The sequence below is a fragment of the Roseibium sp. Sym1 genome, assembly GCF_027359675.1.
GTDB lineage: Bacteria > Pseudomonadota > Alphaproteobacteria > Rhizobiales > Stappiaceae > Roseibium.
The window spans coordinates 4387405-4405269 of the sequence record NZ_CP114786.1 but is presented as its reverse complement, the minus strand read 5'-3'; the positions used below and the strand labels follow the sequence as shown (position 1 = coordinate 4405269).

Annotated in this window: 13 protein-coding genes and 1 tRNA gene; 8 read left to right on the top strand and 6 right to left on the bottom strand. The window is 62.5% G+C overall.

What is annotated here, in order from left to right; all coding sequences use genetic code 11:
- Window positions 1–2: 2 nt before the first annotated feature.
- Both phnC (O6760_RS20050) and O6760_RS20045 read right to left on the bottom strand, forming a co-directional pair.
- Window positions 3–821 (bottom strand): phosphonate ABC transporter ATP-binding protein, encoded by an 819-nt coding sequence (gene phnC, locus O6760_RS20050; RefSeq protein ID WP_269581474.1) that lies wholly within the window; start codon window positions 819–821, stop codon window positions 3–5.
- Entirely contained in the window at window positions 818–1690 is an 873-nt protein-coding gene (locus tag O6760_RS20045) for a PhnD/SsuA/transferrin family substrate-binding protein (protein WP_269581473.1), read from the bottom strand. The genes phnC (O6760_RS20050) and O6760_RS20045 overlap by 4 nt, the downstream gene beginning before the upstream one ends.
- Before the next feature lie 300 nt (window positions 1691–1990).
- Here O6760_RS20045 and phnC (O6760_RS20040) point away from each other — a divergent pair, with 300 nt between their 5' ends.
- The 4 genes from phnC (O6760_RS20040) to phnE (O6760_RS20025) all read left to right on the top strand — a co-directional run bounded on the left by phnC (O6760_RS20040) (window position 1991) and on the right by phnE (O6760_RS20025) (window position 5641).
- Window positions 1991–2812, top strand: a complete 822-nt coding sequence (gene phnC, locus O6760_RS20040; RefSeq protein ID WP_269581472.1) for a phosphonate ABC transporter ATP-binding protein — start codon at window positions 1991–1993, stop codon at window positions 2810–2812.
- Between the two features lie 91 nt (window positions 2813–2903).
- Window positions 2904–3815 carry a phosphonate ABC transporter substrate-binding protein gene (gene phnD / locus O6760_RS20035; RefSeq protein WP_269581471.1) on the top strand — a complete coding sequence of 304 codons (912 nt, stop codon included), beginning with the start codon at window positions 2904–2906 and terminating at the stop codon, window positions 3813–3815.
- A 66-nt stretch (window positions 3816–3881) separates the two neighbouring features.
- Entirely contained in the window at window positions 3882–4796 is a 915-nt protein-coding gene (gene phnE / locus O6760_RS20030) for a phosphonate ABC transporter, permease protein PhnE (protein ID WP_269581470.1), read from the top strand.
- A gap of 2 nt (window positions 4797–4798) precedes the next feature.
- Window positions 4799–5641, top strand: coding sequence for a phosphonate ABC transporter, permease protein PhnE (gene phnE / locus O6760_RS20025; RefSeq protein ID WP_269581469.1), 843 nt, complete (start codon window positions 4799–4801; stop codon window positions 5639–5641).
- Between the two features lie 472 nt (window positions 5642–6113).
- On the opposite strand, the gene O6760_RS20020 is transcribed toward phnE (O6760_RS20025), so the two are convergent.
- Window positions 6114–7289: an alpha-D-ribose 1-methylphosphonate 5-triphosphate diphosphatase gene (locus O6760_RS20020; RefSeq protein ID WP_269581468.1), complete on the bottom strand. Its 1176-nt coding sequence runs from the start codon at window positions 7287–7289 to the stop codon at window positions 6114–6116.
- Window positions 7290–7687: 398 nt separating this feature from the next.
- A tRNA-Leu gene (locus O6760_RS20015) sits at window positions 7688–7773 on the bottom strand.
- A gap of 226 nt (window positions 7774–7999) precedes the next feature.
- Between O6760_RS20015 and map the strand changes: the two genes are divergently transcribed.
- From map to O6760_RS20000, 3 genes are all read left to right on the top strand, one after another.
- Window positions 8000–8830: a type I methionyl aminopeptidase gene (gene map, locus O6760_RS20010; RefSeq protein ID WP_269581467.1), complete on the top strand. Its 831-nt coding sequence runs from the start codon at window positions 8000–8002 to the stop codon at window positions 8828–8830.
- A 6-nt stretch (window positions 8831–8836) separates the two neighbouring features.
- Window positions 8837–9544 carry a RadC family protein gene (gene radC, locus O6760_RS20005; RefSeq protein ID WP_269581466.1) on the top strand — a complete coding sequence of 236 codons (708 nt, stop codon included), beginning with the start codon at window positions 8837–8839 and terminating at the stop codon, window positions 9542–9544.
- A gap of 160 nt (window positions 9545–9704) precedes the next feature.
- Complete coding sequence (locus O6760_RS20000; RefSeq protein ID WP_269581465.1) at window positions 9705–11984, top strand: bifunctional diguanylate cyclase/phosphodiesterase; 2280 nt, start codon at window positions 9705–9707, stop codon at window positions 11982–11984.
- A gap of 41 nt (window positions 11985–12025) precedes the next feature.
- Here the strand turns inward: O6760_RS20000 and meaB are convergent, their stop codons facing one another.
- On the bottom strand, window positions 12026–12988 hold the full coding sequence (gene meaB / locus O6760_RS19995) for a methylmalonyl Co-A mutase-associated GTPase MeaB (protein ID WP_269581464.1): 963 nt from the start codon (window positions 12986–12988) through the stop codon (window positions 12026–12028).
- Window positions 12989–13029: 41 nt separating this feature from the next.
- Window positions 13030–15702, bottom strand: a complete 2673-nt coding sequence (gene ppdK, locus O6760_RS19990) for a pyruvate, phosphate dikinase (protein ID WP_269581463.1) — start codon at window positions 15700–15702, stop codon at window positions 13030–13032.
- Between the two features lie 373 nt (window positions 15703–16075).
- Between ppdK and O6760_RS19985 the strand changes: the two genes are divergently transcribed.
- Window positions 16076–17863 carry a tetratricopeptide repeat protein gene (locus tag O6760_RS19985; RefSeq protein ID WP_269581462.1) on the top strand — a complete coding sequence of 596 codons (1788 nt, stop codon included), beginning with the start codon at window positions 16076–16078 and terminating at the stop codon, window positions 17861–17863.
- The last annotated feature ends 2 nt before the right edge of the window (window positions 17864–17865 follow it).

Here is a 17865-nt window from a genome sequence, read left to right as displayed (position 1 = left end):
CCTCAGCCATAGTGTTTGCCCAGATCTGCTGCCGCGAGGGTTGCGCTTTGCTGGTCCAGAACGATGGCGCCCTGCTTGATGGCCAGCACCCGATCGGAATAGTCGAGCGCCTGCTGCACATTGTGGGAGGTGAACAGCAACGTGATGCCCTCTTCCCGGGTCAACTGGTGAAAGAGATCCATGACCTCCCGACCGGCGACCGGGTCGAGGCTGGCAACCGGTTCGTCCGCCACGATCATCCTGGGGTCCTGCATCAGGGCCCTGGCGATGGCCACACGCTGGGACTGGCCACCGGAAAGCTGATCCGCACGTTTTCTGGCCTGATCCGCGAGACCGACCCGCTCCAGGCAGGCCATGGCGCGCTCGCGCAGATGCGACGGGGCGAGCACCTGCGACCAGCCACGCATGCCACCTGCCCTGCCGAGATTGCCGTGAATGACGTTGGTCAGCGCCGACACACGCGGCACCAGGTTGTGTTTTTGAAAGACAAAGCCGACGTCAGCCCGGATGTGCCGCAGCTGGTGCGTCTTTGCCGACGAGATGTCCTCGTCAAACAGTGTCAGGGATCCGGCTTCAGGCTCGACCAGCCGGAGCGCGCAGCGCAGCGCGGTCGACTTGCCCGCGCCGTTGGAACCGATCAGGGCGACCGCCTCGCGCCGATGCACAGCGAAGGAAACGCCTCGCAACACGGCACGGTCCTTGCCGAAGGACTTTCGAAGACCTTCCACACGAAGCTCGCACGGAGCCGCTTCGGTATGCGGTTCGTCATGAACCGCCGGCGCGGAAACGCCGACGGTCTGAAGCAGGACTTGCGGCATCATTCGCCGATGAAGTTGTCGTATTGCGGGAAACCGGCGGTGGTGTACATGGAGCGGACCAGGTCGTAGGCACCATCCTCGATGGCCACCAGGTCCATGCCGGAATACTTGTCGTTTTCCTCATGCTGCAGGATCGCCGTGATGATCGCGTCCTTGTTTTCCAGGATGGCATCGCGCACACCCTTGGCGGCGTCCGGGTCGACATGGGCGGCAACCATCAGCATGTCGTTCGGCAGATCGCCGGAACGGGCAATCACGCGGAAGAAGCCGTTCGGCACGCTGTCGTCCTTGTTGCGCACGTTCAGCCAGGAATTGTGATTGGTGCCGATCGCAGCGACATCGCCCTTCTTGAGCGCCTCGTGGGCAATGTTGCGCGAGGTGTGCAGTTTGTCGATGTCCTTGACCGGATCGACGCCATAGTCAGACATCAGCTGCATCGGGCACAGCATGTTGGAGGTGGAGCCGATGTCACCGAAGGCGACCTTCTTGCCCTTCAGATCCGCCGGGCGGATGATGCCGCTGTCGGCGCGCACGACGATGGCGCAGAAATAGTCCGGGCGGCCGAGACCGATCAGCGGCGTCGCTTCGGTCAACGTGTTGATGACGATGTACTCGGCCGGACCGGTAACGACAAAATCAACCCGCTTGGCGCGCAGGGCCTCGGCGGCTGCGGTGCGGCTCGTCACCGGGAAGAACTCGAACGTGTGGTCGGTGGCATCTTCAAGAGCCTGCTTGAACGGACCCCATTCGACCTGAAGCCGCTCCAGGCCTTCAACATCCGTGACAGCCATCTTGAAGGTGTCGGCGAAGGAAGACGTGAAGGAAACGGCGAGAGCGGCGGCCGCGACCGCGGCGGTTTTCAAAAAGCGCATATCGGAAACTCCTTTGGATGCCGGGGCAGTACCGGCAAGGCGACAGGAGCGTAACGACAAGCGCGCCGCCGAAAATGAACCTTTTATGTAAAAACAACGACATTTACACCGGGAAACAATCATCCAACCAGTCACGCCGGACAAGTTGGCATCAAATTCGATATAATCTGCTTGATGATATTTCTTAATTGGCAAAATACTTTAGGGAAGCTGTCGCAAAACTTCATAAAAGTATAATCGTATAGACATCTGCATTCCGTGGTTTTTTGCTAGGTCGCTCCCCGTTTCTCGGAGGGGCGCATGCTGGTTATTGAGCAATTATCCAAGACATTCGGTGATCTGACGGCGGTGGACGGCGTTTCCCTTGCCATCCCCAAGGGACAGATGGTCGGTGTCATCGGCCGGTCGGGTGCGGGCAAGTCGACCCTGCTGCGCATGATCAACCGGCTCGCCGACCCGACCCGGGGCACGATCACCAATGAAGGGCAGCCGGTGACGTCCCTCAGGGGCCGCGACCTGCGCCTGTGGCGCGCCAATTGCGCGATGATCTTTCAGCAGTTCAATCTGGTGGAACGCATGGACGTCCTGACCAATGTCATGGTCGGACGGATCGCCCATACCGGTTTTCTGCGTTCCATGGCCCGCTCCTTCACGGATGAAGACCGGGCCCGTGCCATCGAGGCTCTGGACCGGCTCGATCTCGTGCCCCAGGCGCTTCAACGCGCCGGGACGCTCTCTGGCGGTCAACAGCAGCGCGTCGCGATTGCCAAGGCCCTTGTCCAGAACCCGCGCATCATGCTGGCGGACGAGCCGATCGCCTCGCTCGACCCTGCGAACGCCACCCGGGTGATGGAAGCCCTGCGCGAGATCAACCGTACCGACGGCCTGACCGTCCTGGTCAACCTGCACACGCTCGACACGGCTCGCGCCTATTGCGACCGCATCGTCGCCATGCGTGCCGGACAGGTCCGCTTCGACGGCACGCCGGAGGCGCTGACCACGGACAGGGTACGCGCGATCTATGGCACGGACGATTTCGAAGGCGATATCGACGAAGCCGTCACCTCGACATCCCTCGCCTCACAAGCGTCTCCGCAACCGTTCAAGGCGGTCGGAACCTGAGCGCGCGGCAGCGGTCCGCCGCCAGCCACGCCAACCCCGCGGACACACCCGCATCTTCCGCCGGCGCAGCCGGCACCAAAGGAGCACTACGATGAAGGCCATTCTCGCAGCAGCCGTTTCCGCAGCCGTCCTGGCGGCGTCCCCTGCCCTCGCGGACAGCTGGAAGGATCAGTACAAGACCGTCAAGTTCGGCATCCTGTCCGGTGAAAACGAAAAGGACCGGATCGCGCGCTACACGCCGTTCGAAAAATACCTGGAGAACGAACTCGGCGTCGAAGTCGAGATCTTCACCGCCGGGTCCTATGACGGCGTGATCCAGGCGATTGCCGCCGACCAGATCGAGTTCGCCTTCTTCGGCTCCTCGTCCTACGCCGCCGCCTACACCGAAACCAACGGCGGTGTCGTGCCGCTGGTCTCCCGCCTGCAGAAGGACGGTTCCACCGGCTATTTCTCCGTCGTCGCCGTACGCTGCGACAGCGGCTACAAGACGCTGGAAGACCTGAAGGGCAAGACCCTGGCCTTCGCCGACCCGGACAGCACCTCCGGCTACGCGGTGCCCTATTTCAACCTGAGCAAACAGGGCTACGAGCCGAAAACCTATTTCGGCGCGATCCCGTTCTCCGGCGCGCACGAGACCGGTGTGCTCGGCGTCTACAACAAGCAGTATGACGCAGCGGCCACCTACATCACCAATGAGGAAGACGGCATCCCGCAGCGCATGGTCACCAAGGGCATGATCGACGAAGGCTCGATCTGCACCATCTGGAAGTCCCCGGAAATCACCTCCGGTCCGCTGGCCGCCCGCACCAACCTGCCGGACGGCCTGATCAAGGACATGCGCAAGGCCATCATGGACATCCCCGAAAACGACACCCTGGCCTTCATCGAGATGACCGGCGGCGCAGACAGCACCCAGGACGGCTGGATCGAGGTCGACCATGACCGGTACCAGTGGATCGTCGACATGCGCGACTGGCTGAAGAAACAGCGCCGCGGCGGCTGATTGTTCCACTCATTGAAGGGAGGCGCGCACGGCGGCTCCCTTTTTCCTCAACGGAATTTCCCAGTCATGACGACACTCTCGCCAACCATCGGCCGGTTCGAGGTCGACTACGCCGCGGCGCGCAGGCACGCGCTGCGCGTGAACACGGTTTCGGCCGTCCTCTTTGCCACCTGCTTCTTTGCGGCCGCCTGGGTCGGCGGTTTCTTCGACATGACCGACGTGACGCTGGCCAACGGCGACCGGGTGTCGATGTGGAAGATCTGGGCCGGACTGCCACGGCTTGGAGAATATCTTTACAAGACCCTGCCCGTTTTGCACCGGGACACGCTCGGCGCTGACATCGCCGACTGGTTCTGGCGCTGGAAGGTCTGGCTGAAGCTTCTGGTCGAGACCATCCTGATCGCCTATATGGCAACGCTTCTGGGCATTGTCGGCGCGTTCCTGCTGAGTTTTCCGGCCTCGCGCAACCTGTCGCCGAACCGGTTCGTCCTGAACATCACGCGGCGCACCCTGGAAATCCTGCGCACCGTGCCCGATCTTGTCTGGGCGCTGATCTTCGTCTTCTGTTTCGGCGTCGGTCCGCTCGCCGGTGTGCTCGCCATCGGACTGCATGCCACCGGGGCACTCGGCAAGCTCTATTCCGAAGCCAATGAAAACGCCGACATGCGCCCGCTGGAAGGCATCAAGGCCTCCGGCGGCTCCTGGTTCGACCAGATCCGCTACGGCATCGTCCCGCAGGTGATCCCGAACATCATCAGCTACACGCTGCTGCGTTTCGAGATCAACGTGCGCTCCTCTTCCATCATCGGCTTTGTCGGCGCCGGCGGCCTCGGCCAGGAGATCCGTGTGGCCATGTCCCTGCAGGAATACACCGACCTGTCCGCACTGTTCCTGATCATCTTCGTGACGGTGATCGTCATCGACATGCTGAGCGAAAAGGTCCGCCACCGCATCATCGGCCTGACCGGAAAGGGCGTTTGACCATGACCGACCTGACACCTGACCTGGAGCGGGCAAGATCCCTCGTCCCCGGAGCCTTCGTGACGCCGCGCAGGACCGTTGTCCTCCGCCTGGCCGGCTGGGCGGCCTTCCTCGGCCTGACCGTCTGGTGCCTGTGGGCCTTCGGCTTCTCGCCCGCGCGCCTGCTGGAAGGCGCGATGCGCTTCGGCAACGTGCTGTCCTTCATGTTCCCGCCGCATGTCTGGACCACCTGGGCGGAGTGGCGCGAGATCCTGAAGGGGCTCGGCGAGACCGTTGCCATGTCCTTCATGGGCACCCTGCTCGGCGCCGTCATCGCCTTCCCGCTCGCCTTTCTCGGCGCCAGGAACATCATGCCGTCCAGTTGGTTCCGTCTCGGTGTCCGGCGCGGCTTCGATGCGCTGCGCGCGATCGAGCAACTGATCCTCGCCCTGGTCTTCATCCGCGCCTTCGGCCTCGGCCCGCTCGCGGGCATCCTTGCCATCGCCGTCTCGGAGATCGGCACCTTTTCCAAGCTGTTTTCCGAAGCCATCGAGAACACCTCGACCAAGCCCGTCGACGGCGTAAAGGCCTCCGGCGGCGGCAACCTGCAAACCGTGCGCTTCGCCATCCTGCCCCAGGCCCTGCCGGTGATCCTGTCGATCATTCTCTACAATTTCGAGAGCAACACGCGCTCCGGCACCATCCTCGGGATCGTCGGCGCCGGCGGCATCGGCTTCCTCCTCGCCGACCGCATCAACGCCTACCGCTGGCCGGAAGCCTGGACGATCATCTTCCTGATCATCTTCATGGTCTACCTGATCGACGGCCTGTCCGGGTACTTGCGCAAAAGGATCATCGGGGAGTGAGAATTGCGGATGGGGATCATCCGTAAACTTGATGTTGGAGACACCTGCATGTACCGCCAGTGAACGGCATGGATCCCATGGTCAAGCCCACTGCTGTCCGGTTAAGCAGGAACCTCTGACCACAATCAGGCTATGCCGCTTGTTCCAGTCTCCCCCCTGGAGGGGGAGATGTCTCCGATAGGAGACAGAGGGGGGCTCAACCTCTCGGCAAACAAGGCCTTTTTCGAATTCGCGGAACCGCTGCGCCCCCCCTCTGTCCGGTTCCCGGACATCTCCCCCTCCAGGGGGGAGAGGGGCGCAAGCGGTAAGGCGCTACGTGTCCCGGATCGGAAAAAGCGGAAATATCGACAATGAATCAATGACCTGTTGAACATGGACCGAGTTAAACCGGACAGCAGTGGGCTTGACCATGGGATCCATGCCGTTACGTTTCCACGAAATGCGGTCTCAGCAAGCGCCGTGATCCGCCCGCTCAGAGCACCCGCGTTCCGGCCCGCCAGGCCTGTTTCACGAACGGGTGGCCGTCATGGACGCCGACATGGAGAAGGTCGGCGCGTTTGCCTGCCGCGATCTCGCCGCGGTCCGCCAGGCCGGCCACCGCCGCCGGATTTTTCGTGACCATGCGCACGGCCGCCGGCAGATCCGCCGCCAGACGGTCGTCCGCGGCCACCATGAAGGCACAGTCGAGCAGCGAACGCGGCACGTAGTCGGACGCGAGAATGTCGACCAGGTCTTCGGCCAGCAGGTCCTTGACCGCGACATTGCCGGATTGCGACCCGCCCCGGATGACATTCGGCGCACCGCCGACCGCATGCATGCCATGTTGCCTGGCCTTGCGCGCCGCTTCCAGGGTGCAGGGAAATTCGGAGACGGAAATGCCCTCGGCCAGCGCCTCGTCGATATGCTCCAGTTCGGTATCGTCGTGGCTGAGCAGCGGCAACTTGTTGAGATGCGCCAGTGCCACCACGGCGGGGCGAACCCCGGCGCTGATCTCATCGGAGTGATTGAGCAATTCCTGCGTCACCCGCTCGGCCTCGTGGCGCGGCTCGCCGGTATCGGCCATCCGCCGCTGGATATAACCCTCGATGTTCTTGCTCTGCCGCCGGCCCGGCAGATGCTCCATCACGGAGACCATGCGCACGATGGCCTTGCCGATATTTTCTTCCGTCAGCCGCGCGGTCTGGTCGTCGGTGATTTCGCAGCGCAGATGCACCAGGTGTTCGGCGCGCAGCATGCCGGCCGCCTGGGCCCTTTCCAGCGCGTCGATCATCGGCGCCAGGATCTCCCGCCGCTCCGGGTTCTTGATGGTGGCGCCGACGCACAGGCTGTCGAACACGGTGGTGATGCCGCTGCCGATGATCTGCGCGTCATGGGCCATCGCCGCGCGCAAGGGGTCCCAGCGCACATGGGCCCGGGGATAAAGGTGTTTCTCGAAATGATCGGTGTGGATGTCGACCAGCCCGGGCAGCAGGTAGTCGCCGTCAAGATCCAGCCCGGCCTGCGGCGCGCGCCCGGTGTCGACGGCCACGATCCTGCCGTCGGCAACGGACAGGTGCCCGCAGACAACCTCTTCGCCAAGCACGATCCGGGCGTTTTTCAGGACGGTCAACTCGCTGCCGGTCGGCACGGTTTTGTCGGCAAAGGTCATCGGGGGTCCTCGTGGGCGACTGACAATAGGCGGTCTGGTGACCGGGGCATCGGCTGGGCGTCGGGCGGAACAGCCTTCTACCTCCATTTCCCGCGTGAATTGTGACAGTTTGGGCAAAAGACAGTGACAATGCCGGGACGGCTTTGCAAAGACTTTTCGGCGCGCAGGCAGTTCCTTTCTAACTGCAAGAGGCACAAGGGCGCGTGGAAAGATCCTTGGGGGTCCGCGCCTGTACATGCACGACCTGACATGGAAGGAGAAACGAACAACCTGAAGTCAATTCCGCGCTCAAGCAGGCCGAAGGCCGGTAGCGCAAACAGATATCGTGCAGGTGAAAGGAGTAACCTAAAACCGGAACCGCGCTCATGTAGCGCAAAGCGCGACAGCGCAACAAAGAATGGTGCGGGCGACGGGACTCGAACCCGTACAGCCTAGGGCCGAGGGATTTTAAGTCCCTTGTGTCTACCAATTCCACCACGCCCGCAGACCCATTTCACGTAGCGGCCCTGAAAAAAAAGCGCAAGTCGGGAGCACCGGATTTGCCCGATCGGGGATCAAGTTTCCACGCTCGTCGCATTTTGACGTAACTGATGCTGGAAATTGGCGGCTGCTGGCGGTATGTGATCAGGTAACTCAAAAACAACCGGCCCGGCCGCGGCACTGAACTGACAAGTCGGCCTGCCCGGACCAGTGCGAGACACGGACACCCCATGGTCAGCTATATCGACGCAGCCGAAGCCCCCCTGAAGAACACCGGCCAGGTGCGCCTTTACGGTCCCGAGGATTTCGAGTGCATGATGCGTGCAGGGCAGCTGACGGCGGCCTGCCTTGATGAACTGGCCGCGATCGTCAAGCCGGGCACGACCACCCAGGAGATCGACGATTTCGTCTATCAGTACGGCCGCGACCACAACGCCCTGCCGGCGACCTTGAACTATCGCGGCTACACCAAGTCCTGCTGCACCTCGATCAACCACGTGGTCTGCCACGGCATTCCCAACGACAAGGCCCTGCGCGAGGGCGACATCGTCAACATCGACGTGACCTTCATTCTCGACGGCTGGCACGGCGATTCCAGCCGCATGTACCCGGTCGGCCAGCTGAAACGCGCCGCCGAGCGCCTGATCGATGTCACCTACGAGTCGCTGATGCGCGGCATCGAGGCGGCGAAACCCGGCAACACCACAGGCGATATCGGCCATGCGATCCAGACCTATGTGGAAGCGCAGCGCTGTTCGGTGGTCCGCGATTTCTGCGGCCATGGTCTCGGGCTTCTGTTTCACGACACGCCCAACATCCTGCATTACGGCCGTCCGGGCGAAGGCGTCGAGCTGAAGCCTGGCATGATCTTCACCATCGAACCGATGGTCAATCTCGGCCGTCCGCACGTCAAGGTCCTGAGCGACGGCTGGACCGCAGTGACGCGCGACCGCTCCCTGTCGGCCCAATTCGAGCATTCCATCGGCATCACGCCGGACGCCTGCCAGATTTTCACCACTTCGCCGGGAGGCATTCACAAGCCCGGACGGCCTGACGACTAGGAGCCCATGAGCGAAAGGACTTCCGAAGAGGCCGCCCCGGCGGCTCCGGACCACAAGGACCACCGCCTCAGACTGAGGCAACGGTTCCGTAAAACGGGCGAGCAGGGTCTCGCCGATTACGAGCTTCTGGAATTCCTTTTATTCTCCGCCCTGCCCCGCCGGGACACCAAGCCGATCGCCAAGGCGATGCTGCAGCGTTTCGGCTCCTTTCCGGCCGCCCTCGCCGCTCCGAGGGAACGGCTGAAGGAAATCCCCGGCCTTTCCGACATCAGCATCGATGCGCTCCAGGCCGTGCATGCCGCCGTCATCCGGTATCACTCCGCCGAACTTGACCGCAAAAGGGTCCTCAACAGCTGGCAATCGGTGACCGATTACCTTCAGGCCGCCATGGGCCACAGCGATGTCGAGCAGTTTCGCGTGCTTTTCATGGACAAGAAAAACGCCCTGATCGCCGATGAGGTCCAGCAGACCGGGACCGTCGACCACACGCCGGTCTATCCGCGCGAAGTGATCCGGCGGGCCCTCGAACATGCCGCGACGGCGATCATCCTGGTTCACAATCATCCGTCGGGTGACCCGACGCCGTCCCGTGCCGATATCCGGATGACCCGGCAGATCATCGACATTGCCGAACCGCTCGGCATCACCGTTCACGACCATATTGTCGTCGGCCTGCGTAAAAATATCAGTTTTAGAAGTCTCAACCTGATCTGAGCCCAGTCTTTTCGACTAAGCCCCGAAAAACAATAAAACGTCTTTTACCAATTAGAAAAACAGAAACGGCATTTTTTCTGATTTACCAATATTTTACTATAGTTCTGGGTCTTTCCTTAACCGAGATCGACAATACTCGCCCAAACAACTGGGCAGATGTATGTACAATTCGTCTAAAAACTCCGGCAGACGGATAGCCAACGCGATCATCATTCCGATGGTCGTGGTTGTCACGACATCTGTAATCAGCATTTTCGGTCTGATGCACTGGTCGGCGCGCCTGTCGGACGAAACCGCTGTCCAGTCCCAGCACAAGCTGATTGCCGGCGCGCTGCAGCTGACGAAGAACTATCTGGTCAAGCTTCAGAGCGGTGTCGTCATCTGGGACGAAGCCTACCACCGCATCAACGGCTCCGAGCCCGACCAGGGCTGGATCTACGACAATGTCATGCACTGGCTGTTCCAGAACCACGGCTTCACAAAGTCGATTCTCATTGATCGCGATTTCGAGCTGGTGTCGATCTACGCCCAGAACCACACCAGCAAGTGGATGACCCCTGACCTGTTCGACGCCCTGCGTCCCTCGGTCGCCAAGGTCCGGGCGCGCTACATCACCTCGTTCAAGCGAACGCCGTCCGGCCTCTTCAGCTACATTCCCAAAAGCAGCGACGCGCGCCGCTCGATTGCCGAAACCGGCATCGTCGCCCTGGATGGTGAACCCTTCCTGTTCAGTGCCGCAGCCGTGATCCCGCAGATCCAGTCGATCTCCAGGGACCGGTTTCCTCCGTCCGTTCTCGTGAGCATGGTGCCTCTGCGCGGGGAAAAGCTGAAGGACATCTCGGAAATGTCGCGGCTGGACGGTTTCGTGCTTGCGAGCATGCAGAACGAACGTCCCGGCGTAGGCCGGTTCCAGCTCAGATCGCCACTGGGTGCGGACGTCGGCATCATCGCCTGGCAGACCACGGCGCCGGGCACACAGATGATGCAGCGGATCAACCCGTTTCTTGCCCTGGCTGCGTTCATGATTGCGGCCGTGGTGATCGTCGTGACCCTCTTCACCCGCCAGATGACCCGGCGCCTGGCCAGAAGTGAATCCAAGGCGGTGCATGCGGCTCACCATGATGCCCTGTCCGGCCTGCCGAACCGGTCGCGGTTTCATGCTCTTCTCACCGATATTCTGGACGAAAGCAGCGAAAACGGATCCAACACGGCAGTTGTCTACATTGACCTCGACCATTTCAAGGACATCAACGACACGCTTGGCCATTCAGCGGGCGACAAGGTCATTGTCGCCGTGGCCCAGCGCCTGCGCCGGGTGATTCCGGAGACCGGCATCGTCGCGCGCATCAGCGGCGACGAATTCGCCATGGTCATCAAGGACTGCGAGGACGATGTCTGGCTGGAATACATCCTCGACCAGGTCCAGGACGAAATCGGCCGCCCCATCATGATCGGGCGCCGCGAATTGTTCGCCAGCCTGTCCATGGGTGCCGCCGTCGCCCCGCGGGACGGCAATGATCCGGACGAGCTGCTGCGCAAGGCGGATATCGCCCTCTATGACGCCAAGGCCAACGGACGCAACCGGCGCTCGTTCTTCGAGGCCAACATGGAACATCACGTCCAGTCCAAGGACAAGATGTCCCGGGAACTCCGGATGGCGCTCAAGAACGACGAGCTGGACCTGGCCTACCAGCCGCAGTCCGACACCAGTGCTAAACGCATTGTCAGCGTGGAAGCGCTTGCCCGCTGGACCAAGGAAGACGGCACCGTCATCGCCCCGTCCCAGTTCATTCCCGTCGCCGAAGAGACCGGCCTGATCAACGATCTGGGCCTGTGGGTGCTGAACAAGGCCTGTGCCAAGGCGCACGAATGGCCGGGCATCGTCGTGTCGGTCAATGTCTCGCCCAACCAGTTCAAGCATCCGCGCTTTGTGGAAAAGGTGATGGCGATCCTGGCGTCCAACAACCTGCCGCCGCAGCGTCTTGAAATCGAGGTCACGGAATCCGTCTTCGCGGGCCGTAACGATTCTGTCCTGCAGGCGCTGCGCCGCCTGAAGAACCTGGGCGTGAAGGTTGCCCTGGACGACTTCGGCTCCGGCTATTCGAGCCTCAGCTATTTGCGCCGCTTCCCGTTCGACACGCTCAAGATCGACCGCGATTTCGTTTCCGACATGAACGGAAACCCGGAGGCGGAAGCCATCCTCGTGTCGATCATCCAACTGGGCAAGGCGCTTGGCATGACCATTGTCGCCGAGGGCATCGAAACCATCGAACAGATCCGCTTCCTGCAGGCCCACGACTGTCACCGGATGCAGGGCTATTTCATCTCCAGGCCCCTGAACGAGGCCGCGCTCACCCAGTTTCTGGAGGAGTTCAATTCCGATGGCCCGGGCACCTTCGGCACCGACCTGACCCTTCAGGCACGGGTGGCCAAGGCCTGAACAATCAGCCCGGATCCGGAACACCGTCAGAACGCCAGCCCCTAGGTCTGAAGCCCCATCAGGGTCCTGGTCTCAACGGCAAATGACGCAAAGCTCGCAAACGGCGCGGTCCGCGCGCGACTCAGCCAGGGTCGGTCCGGATCCTGCTGGACGAGCCGCAGACCCGCCTGCCCGAACTCTCCCCGCACCATGTCCCTGAACCAGGCCACATGCTGGGCATTCCGGCGCTCTTCCAACCGGCCGCATGCAGTCAGGTGTGCCTTGTGAAGGTTCAGGTGGTCCACCAGCTCCGGAACACCGGCAGCGGTCTGGGACGAGACTTCACACACCGGCACTTTCCAGCCATCGCCACCGGCGCGGGCCAGCGACAGTGCCCCGGCAACATCCGAGGCCGCCCGGCGCGCCAGCGCGCCCATGTCGGCCTTGGTCACCGCGACGACATCGGGCAGTTCCATGATCCCGGCTTTCATGAATTGAAGGCTGTCTCCGGACCCGGGCTGGATACATAGCACCACCGTGTCGACCGCGTGTTTCAGGTCGCCCTCCGACTGGCCGATCCCGACCGTCTCGACAATCAGACGGTCGCAGACGGCCCGAAGCACCGCGATCGCCGCGACGGCCTCGTCCGACAAGCCACCGAGACGGTCACGCGCGGCCATGGAGCGCACGAAAACCCCGTCATCGGCAGGATCGGTCTTCAGCCGGGTCCGGTCGCCGAGCAGCGCACCGCCCGTCAAGGCCGACGACGGATCGATCGCCAGAACGCCGACCCGCAGTCCGTCCGCCCTGAAGGACCTGATCAGGGCATCCGTCAAGCTGGACTTGCCCACGCCCGGGGGCCCGGTCAGGCCAAGGACCTGTGCAAGCGGCTGTGCGGCCACCGCGTCCAGAAAGGCGGCTGTCTCCGCCTCGTCCGCGTGGGTTTCCAGACGGGTCAGGACACGCGCAAGCTGACGCTTGCCGCCTGCGCGCAAATCCTTCAGTTGCGGAAATTCTCCGCTCAACAGGACCTCCCTCGCCCCTCGGCCGTGCCCGGTCCGGCTGCTCAGGCGCCGGACTTTTTCTTCAGGGCCGACTGTGCCGCCGCCAGCCGGGCGATCGGCACGCGGAACGGCGAACAGGAGACATAGTCGAGCCCGACCCCTTCGCAGAAGCCGATCGAAGCCGGGTCGCCGCCATGCTCGCCGCAGATGCCGAGCTTGATGTCCGGACGGGTCGAGCGGCCACGGTCCACACCGATCCGGATCAGCTCGCCGACGCCTTCCTGGTCCAGCGAGACGAACGGATCCTGCTCCAGGATACCCCGGCTCTGGTAGGTGCCGAGGAAGGAAGCCGCGTCATCGCGCGAGATGCCAAAGGTCGTCTGGGTCAGGTCGTTGGTGCCGAAGGAGAAGAACTCGGCGGATTGGGCGATTTCGGCGGCTTTCAGGGCCGCGCGCGGAAGTTCCACCATGGTGCCGATCTGGTAGGTCAGCTCCGTTCCGCTTTCCGCCATCACGGCCTTGGCCATGGCCTCGATGCGTTCGCGCACCAGGTCCAGCTCTCCCTTGAGCCCGACCAGCGGCACCATGATTTCCGGGACGACCGGCGCACCGGTCACCTTGGCCGCCTCGACGGCGGCCTCGAAGATCGCCCGGGCCTGCATTTCGGCGATTTCGGGATAGGACACCAGCAGGCGGCAGCCGCGATGGCCGAGCATCGGGTTGAATTCCTCCAGGGCCAGCGCCCGGTCGCGCAGAAGCTCCGGATCCGCGCCCATGGCCTTGGCCACCTCGGCGAGTTCTTCCTCGGATTTCGGCAGGAACTCGTGCAGCGGCGGATCGAGCAGACGGATGGTCACCGGCAGACCGTGCATGATCTCGAACAGGTCGGTGAAATCCTGCCGCTGCATCGGCAGCAGCTTGGCGAGCGCCGCCCGGCGGCCCTTCTCGGTTTCCGCGAGAATCATCTCGCGCACGGCGACAATCCGCTCGCCTTCGAAGAACATGTGCTCCGTGCGGCACAGCCCGATTCCCTCGGCGCCGAATTCCCGGGCGACCTTGGCATCCTGCGGCGTTTCCGCATTGGTGCGCACACGCATGCGGCGGCCACGGTCGGCCCAGCCCATGAGCGTGCCGAAATCACCCGACAGCGTCGGCTGAAGCATCTCGACCTCGCCCACGAGGACCTGGCCGGTCGCGCCGTCGATGGTGATCGTGTCGCCTTCCTTCAGCTGTCGGCCGGCAGCGTTGATCACCCCGTTGCGGTAGTCGATGCGCAGCATGCCGGCGCCCGCGACACACGGTTTGCCCATACCGCGGGCGACGACGGCCGCGTGGCTGGTCATGCCGCCACGGCTGGTCAGGATGCCTTCGGCCGCATGCATGCCGTGAATGTCTTCCGGGCTGGTTTCCACCCGCACCAGGATGACCTTACGGCCGTCCGCCTTGGCCTTCTCGGCCTCGTCGGAGGAAAACACGATCGCGCCCGAGGCGGCGCCGGGCGAAGCCGGCAGGCCGGTGGTGACGATGTCCCTCTCGGCCTTGGGATCTATCGTCGGATGCAGAAGCTGATCCAGAGCCCCCGGCTCGACCCGGAAGATCGCCTCCTCCTCGCTGAGCACGCCTTCGGCGACCATGTCCACGGCAATCTTGAGGGCTGCCTTGGCGGTGCGTTTGCCCGCCCGGGTCTGCAGCATCCACAGCTTGCCCTTCTCGATGGTGAATTCCAGGTCCTGCATGTCCTTGTAATGCGCCTCCAGACGGTCGCAATAGGACTGGAATTCCGCAAAGGCCTCCGGCATCAGCGCTTCCAGGGACGGGCTGGTCGACCCGGCTTCGACACGCGCCTTTTCCGTGATGTCCTGCGGCGTGCGGATACCGGCGACGACGTCCTCGCCCTGGGCATTGACCAGGAACTCGCCGTAAAGGGCCTTTTCGCCGGTGGACGGATTACGCGTGAAAGCGACGCCTGTCGCCGAGCTTTCGCCCATGTTGCCGAAGACCATGGCCTGAACGTTGACGGCCGTGCCCCAGGACGCCGGCAGATCGTGCAGACGGCGATAGGTCACCGCACGCGGCACCATCCAGGAACTGAAGACGGCGCCGATGGCGCCCCACAACTGTTCCTGCGGATCCTGCGGGAACGGGCGTTCCAGCTCCTCTTCCACCAGCGCCTTGAACTTCTCGATGATGCCCTGCCAGGCGTCAGCGTCGATATCCGTGTCGAGCGACAGTTCATTGCGCTCCTTGTGCTCTTCCAGGATCTCCTCGAACTCGTGATGATCGAGCCCGAGCACGACATCGGAATACATCTGGATGAAGCGGCGGTAGCTGTCATAGGCGAACCGGCGGTCGCCCGCTTCGCGCGCGATGGCCTCGACCGTCTGGTCGTTCAGGCCCAGATTGAGAACGGTATCCATCATGCCGGGCATGGAAACGCGGGCACCGGAGCGGACCGACACCAGCAACGGCCGCTCGGCGTCGCCGAATTTCCGGTTGGTCGCAGCGCCGACCTTCTCCAGCGCCTCGGCAACCTGGGCAGCCAGGGCGTCCGGATAGGATTTGTCATTGTCGTAATACCAGGTACAGACCTCGGTGGTGATCGTGAAACCGGGCGGGACCGGCAGTCCGAGACTGCTCATTTCAGCAAGGTTCGCACCTTTTCCGCCCAGCAGATTGCGCATGTCCGCTGCGCCTTCGGCGGCACCATTGCCGAAACTGTAGACCCACTTGGTCATATGTCACTCTCCTCACTTGCGGCACCCGGCGGTTGTGTCACCGCACCCGGGATGCATTCCCGTTCGACAGTCGCTTGTCCGCCTGCCCGAAGTGCTTTCGCACGAAATCAGTCAATCCGCCGGGCAAGGCTCGGAGCCGCCCGGTCATATTGCACCGCACATTCCTGCTACGGCAGGTCCCGACCTTCAAGCCTTTTTTGGCATAAAGCCGCATCCTCATACCAAAAGACCCGGTAAATCCGACGATGTGCAAAATCAAAAGGATTTAATCCCTCAGAAAGTTGTCGGGGCCGCCTTGCCGGTCAGCCTTAAAGACGCCATTGTCAAAGGCAATAAGCAACAATCAACCAGACGAAAGACCAAAGTGCGAGGAATGATGACACAAAAGACCGGCGCTGTTGCGAAATCGAGCCGCAGGCAGCTCAGGCTGAAACTCCTTGCGCTGGTCAGCGTGCTTGCCCTTGTTCCGGCCGCGGCCGTCGCGGAGACGACAGCGGAACCGGAAAACTACGGAACGCCGTCCGGCCTGCCTTTCACCCTGTCCGGAAGCTACCTGTCCGGCCGTCTCGCCGGATTTCAGAAGGACTACGCCCAGGCAGCGGCTTTTTATGAGGAAACACTGGCGGCAGACCCGGCCAACACCATGCTGCTCGAGCGGACCTTTCTGCTGAAGCTGGCCAATGGCGATGTCGATCAGGCCGTCCGGTATGCCGGCGACCTCGAGGCCGCCGGTCTGCAAAACTTCCTTGCCCAGCTGACACTCGGCGGCGCCAAGATGGTCGAAGGCAAGTATGCAGAAGCCGACACGGCTCTTTCCAAGGGCCGCAACGGTCCGCTGGCGCAGCTTTCCATCGGCATTTCGCGAGCCTGGGCGCTTTTCGGCAATGGCAAGATCGACGAAGCTCTGGAGGTCATTGACGGCCTCAACGGGCCCGACTGGTTCGAAGTGTTCAAGGCCACGCACAAGACCCACCTGTTGTTTGCCGCCGGCCGCAACCAGGAAGCGCTCGAGGCCGCTGAAAACGCCTACGCGGTCGATCAGGGTGCCATCCGTGTTGTGGATGTCTATGCCCGCGTCCTGACTGCCAACGGCCGGCAGAAGGAAGCCCTGGAAGCCCTGGACCGTTACGACGAACAATTCCGGGGACATCCCAAGCTCGATCAGACCCGTGCCATGATCGGCAATGGCGATGTAATTCCGCCGATGGTGACCGACCCGGCGTCCGGCATGTCGGAAATTCTGTATGGTCTCGGAGCCGTGATCGGACGGGACGGCGGCGAGGAACTGTCGACGTCCTATCTTCAGCTTGCGCTTTATCTCGACCCGACTGCCGAATTCGCGGCAATCGCTCTCGGCAGCGTGTTCGAACGCATGGAACAGCCGGACCGTGCCATAGAGGCGCTGGTGATGGTTCCCGCCGACAGTGTTCTCAAGCGGGAAGCCGAGATCCAGGTCGGTCTGAACTACAACGAACTCGACAAGCTCGATGAAGCCAGAGCCCACCTGGAAGCGCTGATCGAAGACGACCCTTCCGACCTGGAAGCCGTCATCGCGCTCGGCAACATTCTTCGGTCACACGAGATCTACGATGATGCCAACAAGGTCTACACCCAGGGCATCGACACCCTCGACGCGTTCGAGGAGAAGCATTGGCCGCTGTTGTATTTCCGTGGCATTGCGCGTGAACGCCTTGGCGAGTGGGAACAGGCCGAAGCCGATTTCCGCAAGGCCCTCGAGCTCAATGAAAACCAGCCGCTGGTCCTGAACTATCTCGGCTATTCACTGGTCGACCAGGGCCTCAAACTCGACGAAGCGCTCGAGATGATCAAGACGGCGGTCGAACTGCGGCCTACGGACGGATACATCGTCGACAGTCTCGGCTGGGTCTTTTTCCGCCTCGGACGGTATGAGGAAGCGGTCAAGGAACTGGAACGCGCCATCGAACTGCGTCCCGCGGATCCGGTCATCAACGACCATCTGGGCGATGCCTACTGGATGGTTGGACGCCGCAACGAAGCACGGTTCCAGTGGAACCATGCCCGCGATCTCGGGCCGGAGGAAAAGGAACTTCCTAAGATCCTGAAAAAGATCGCCGACGGCCTGCAGGACGTGCCGGGAACAGACGCGGCCAAGGCCGAGACCGGCAAGAACGGCGGCTGACA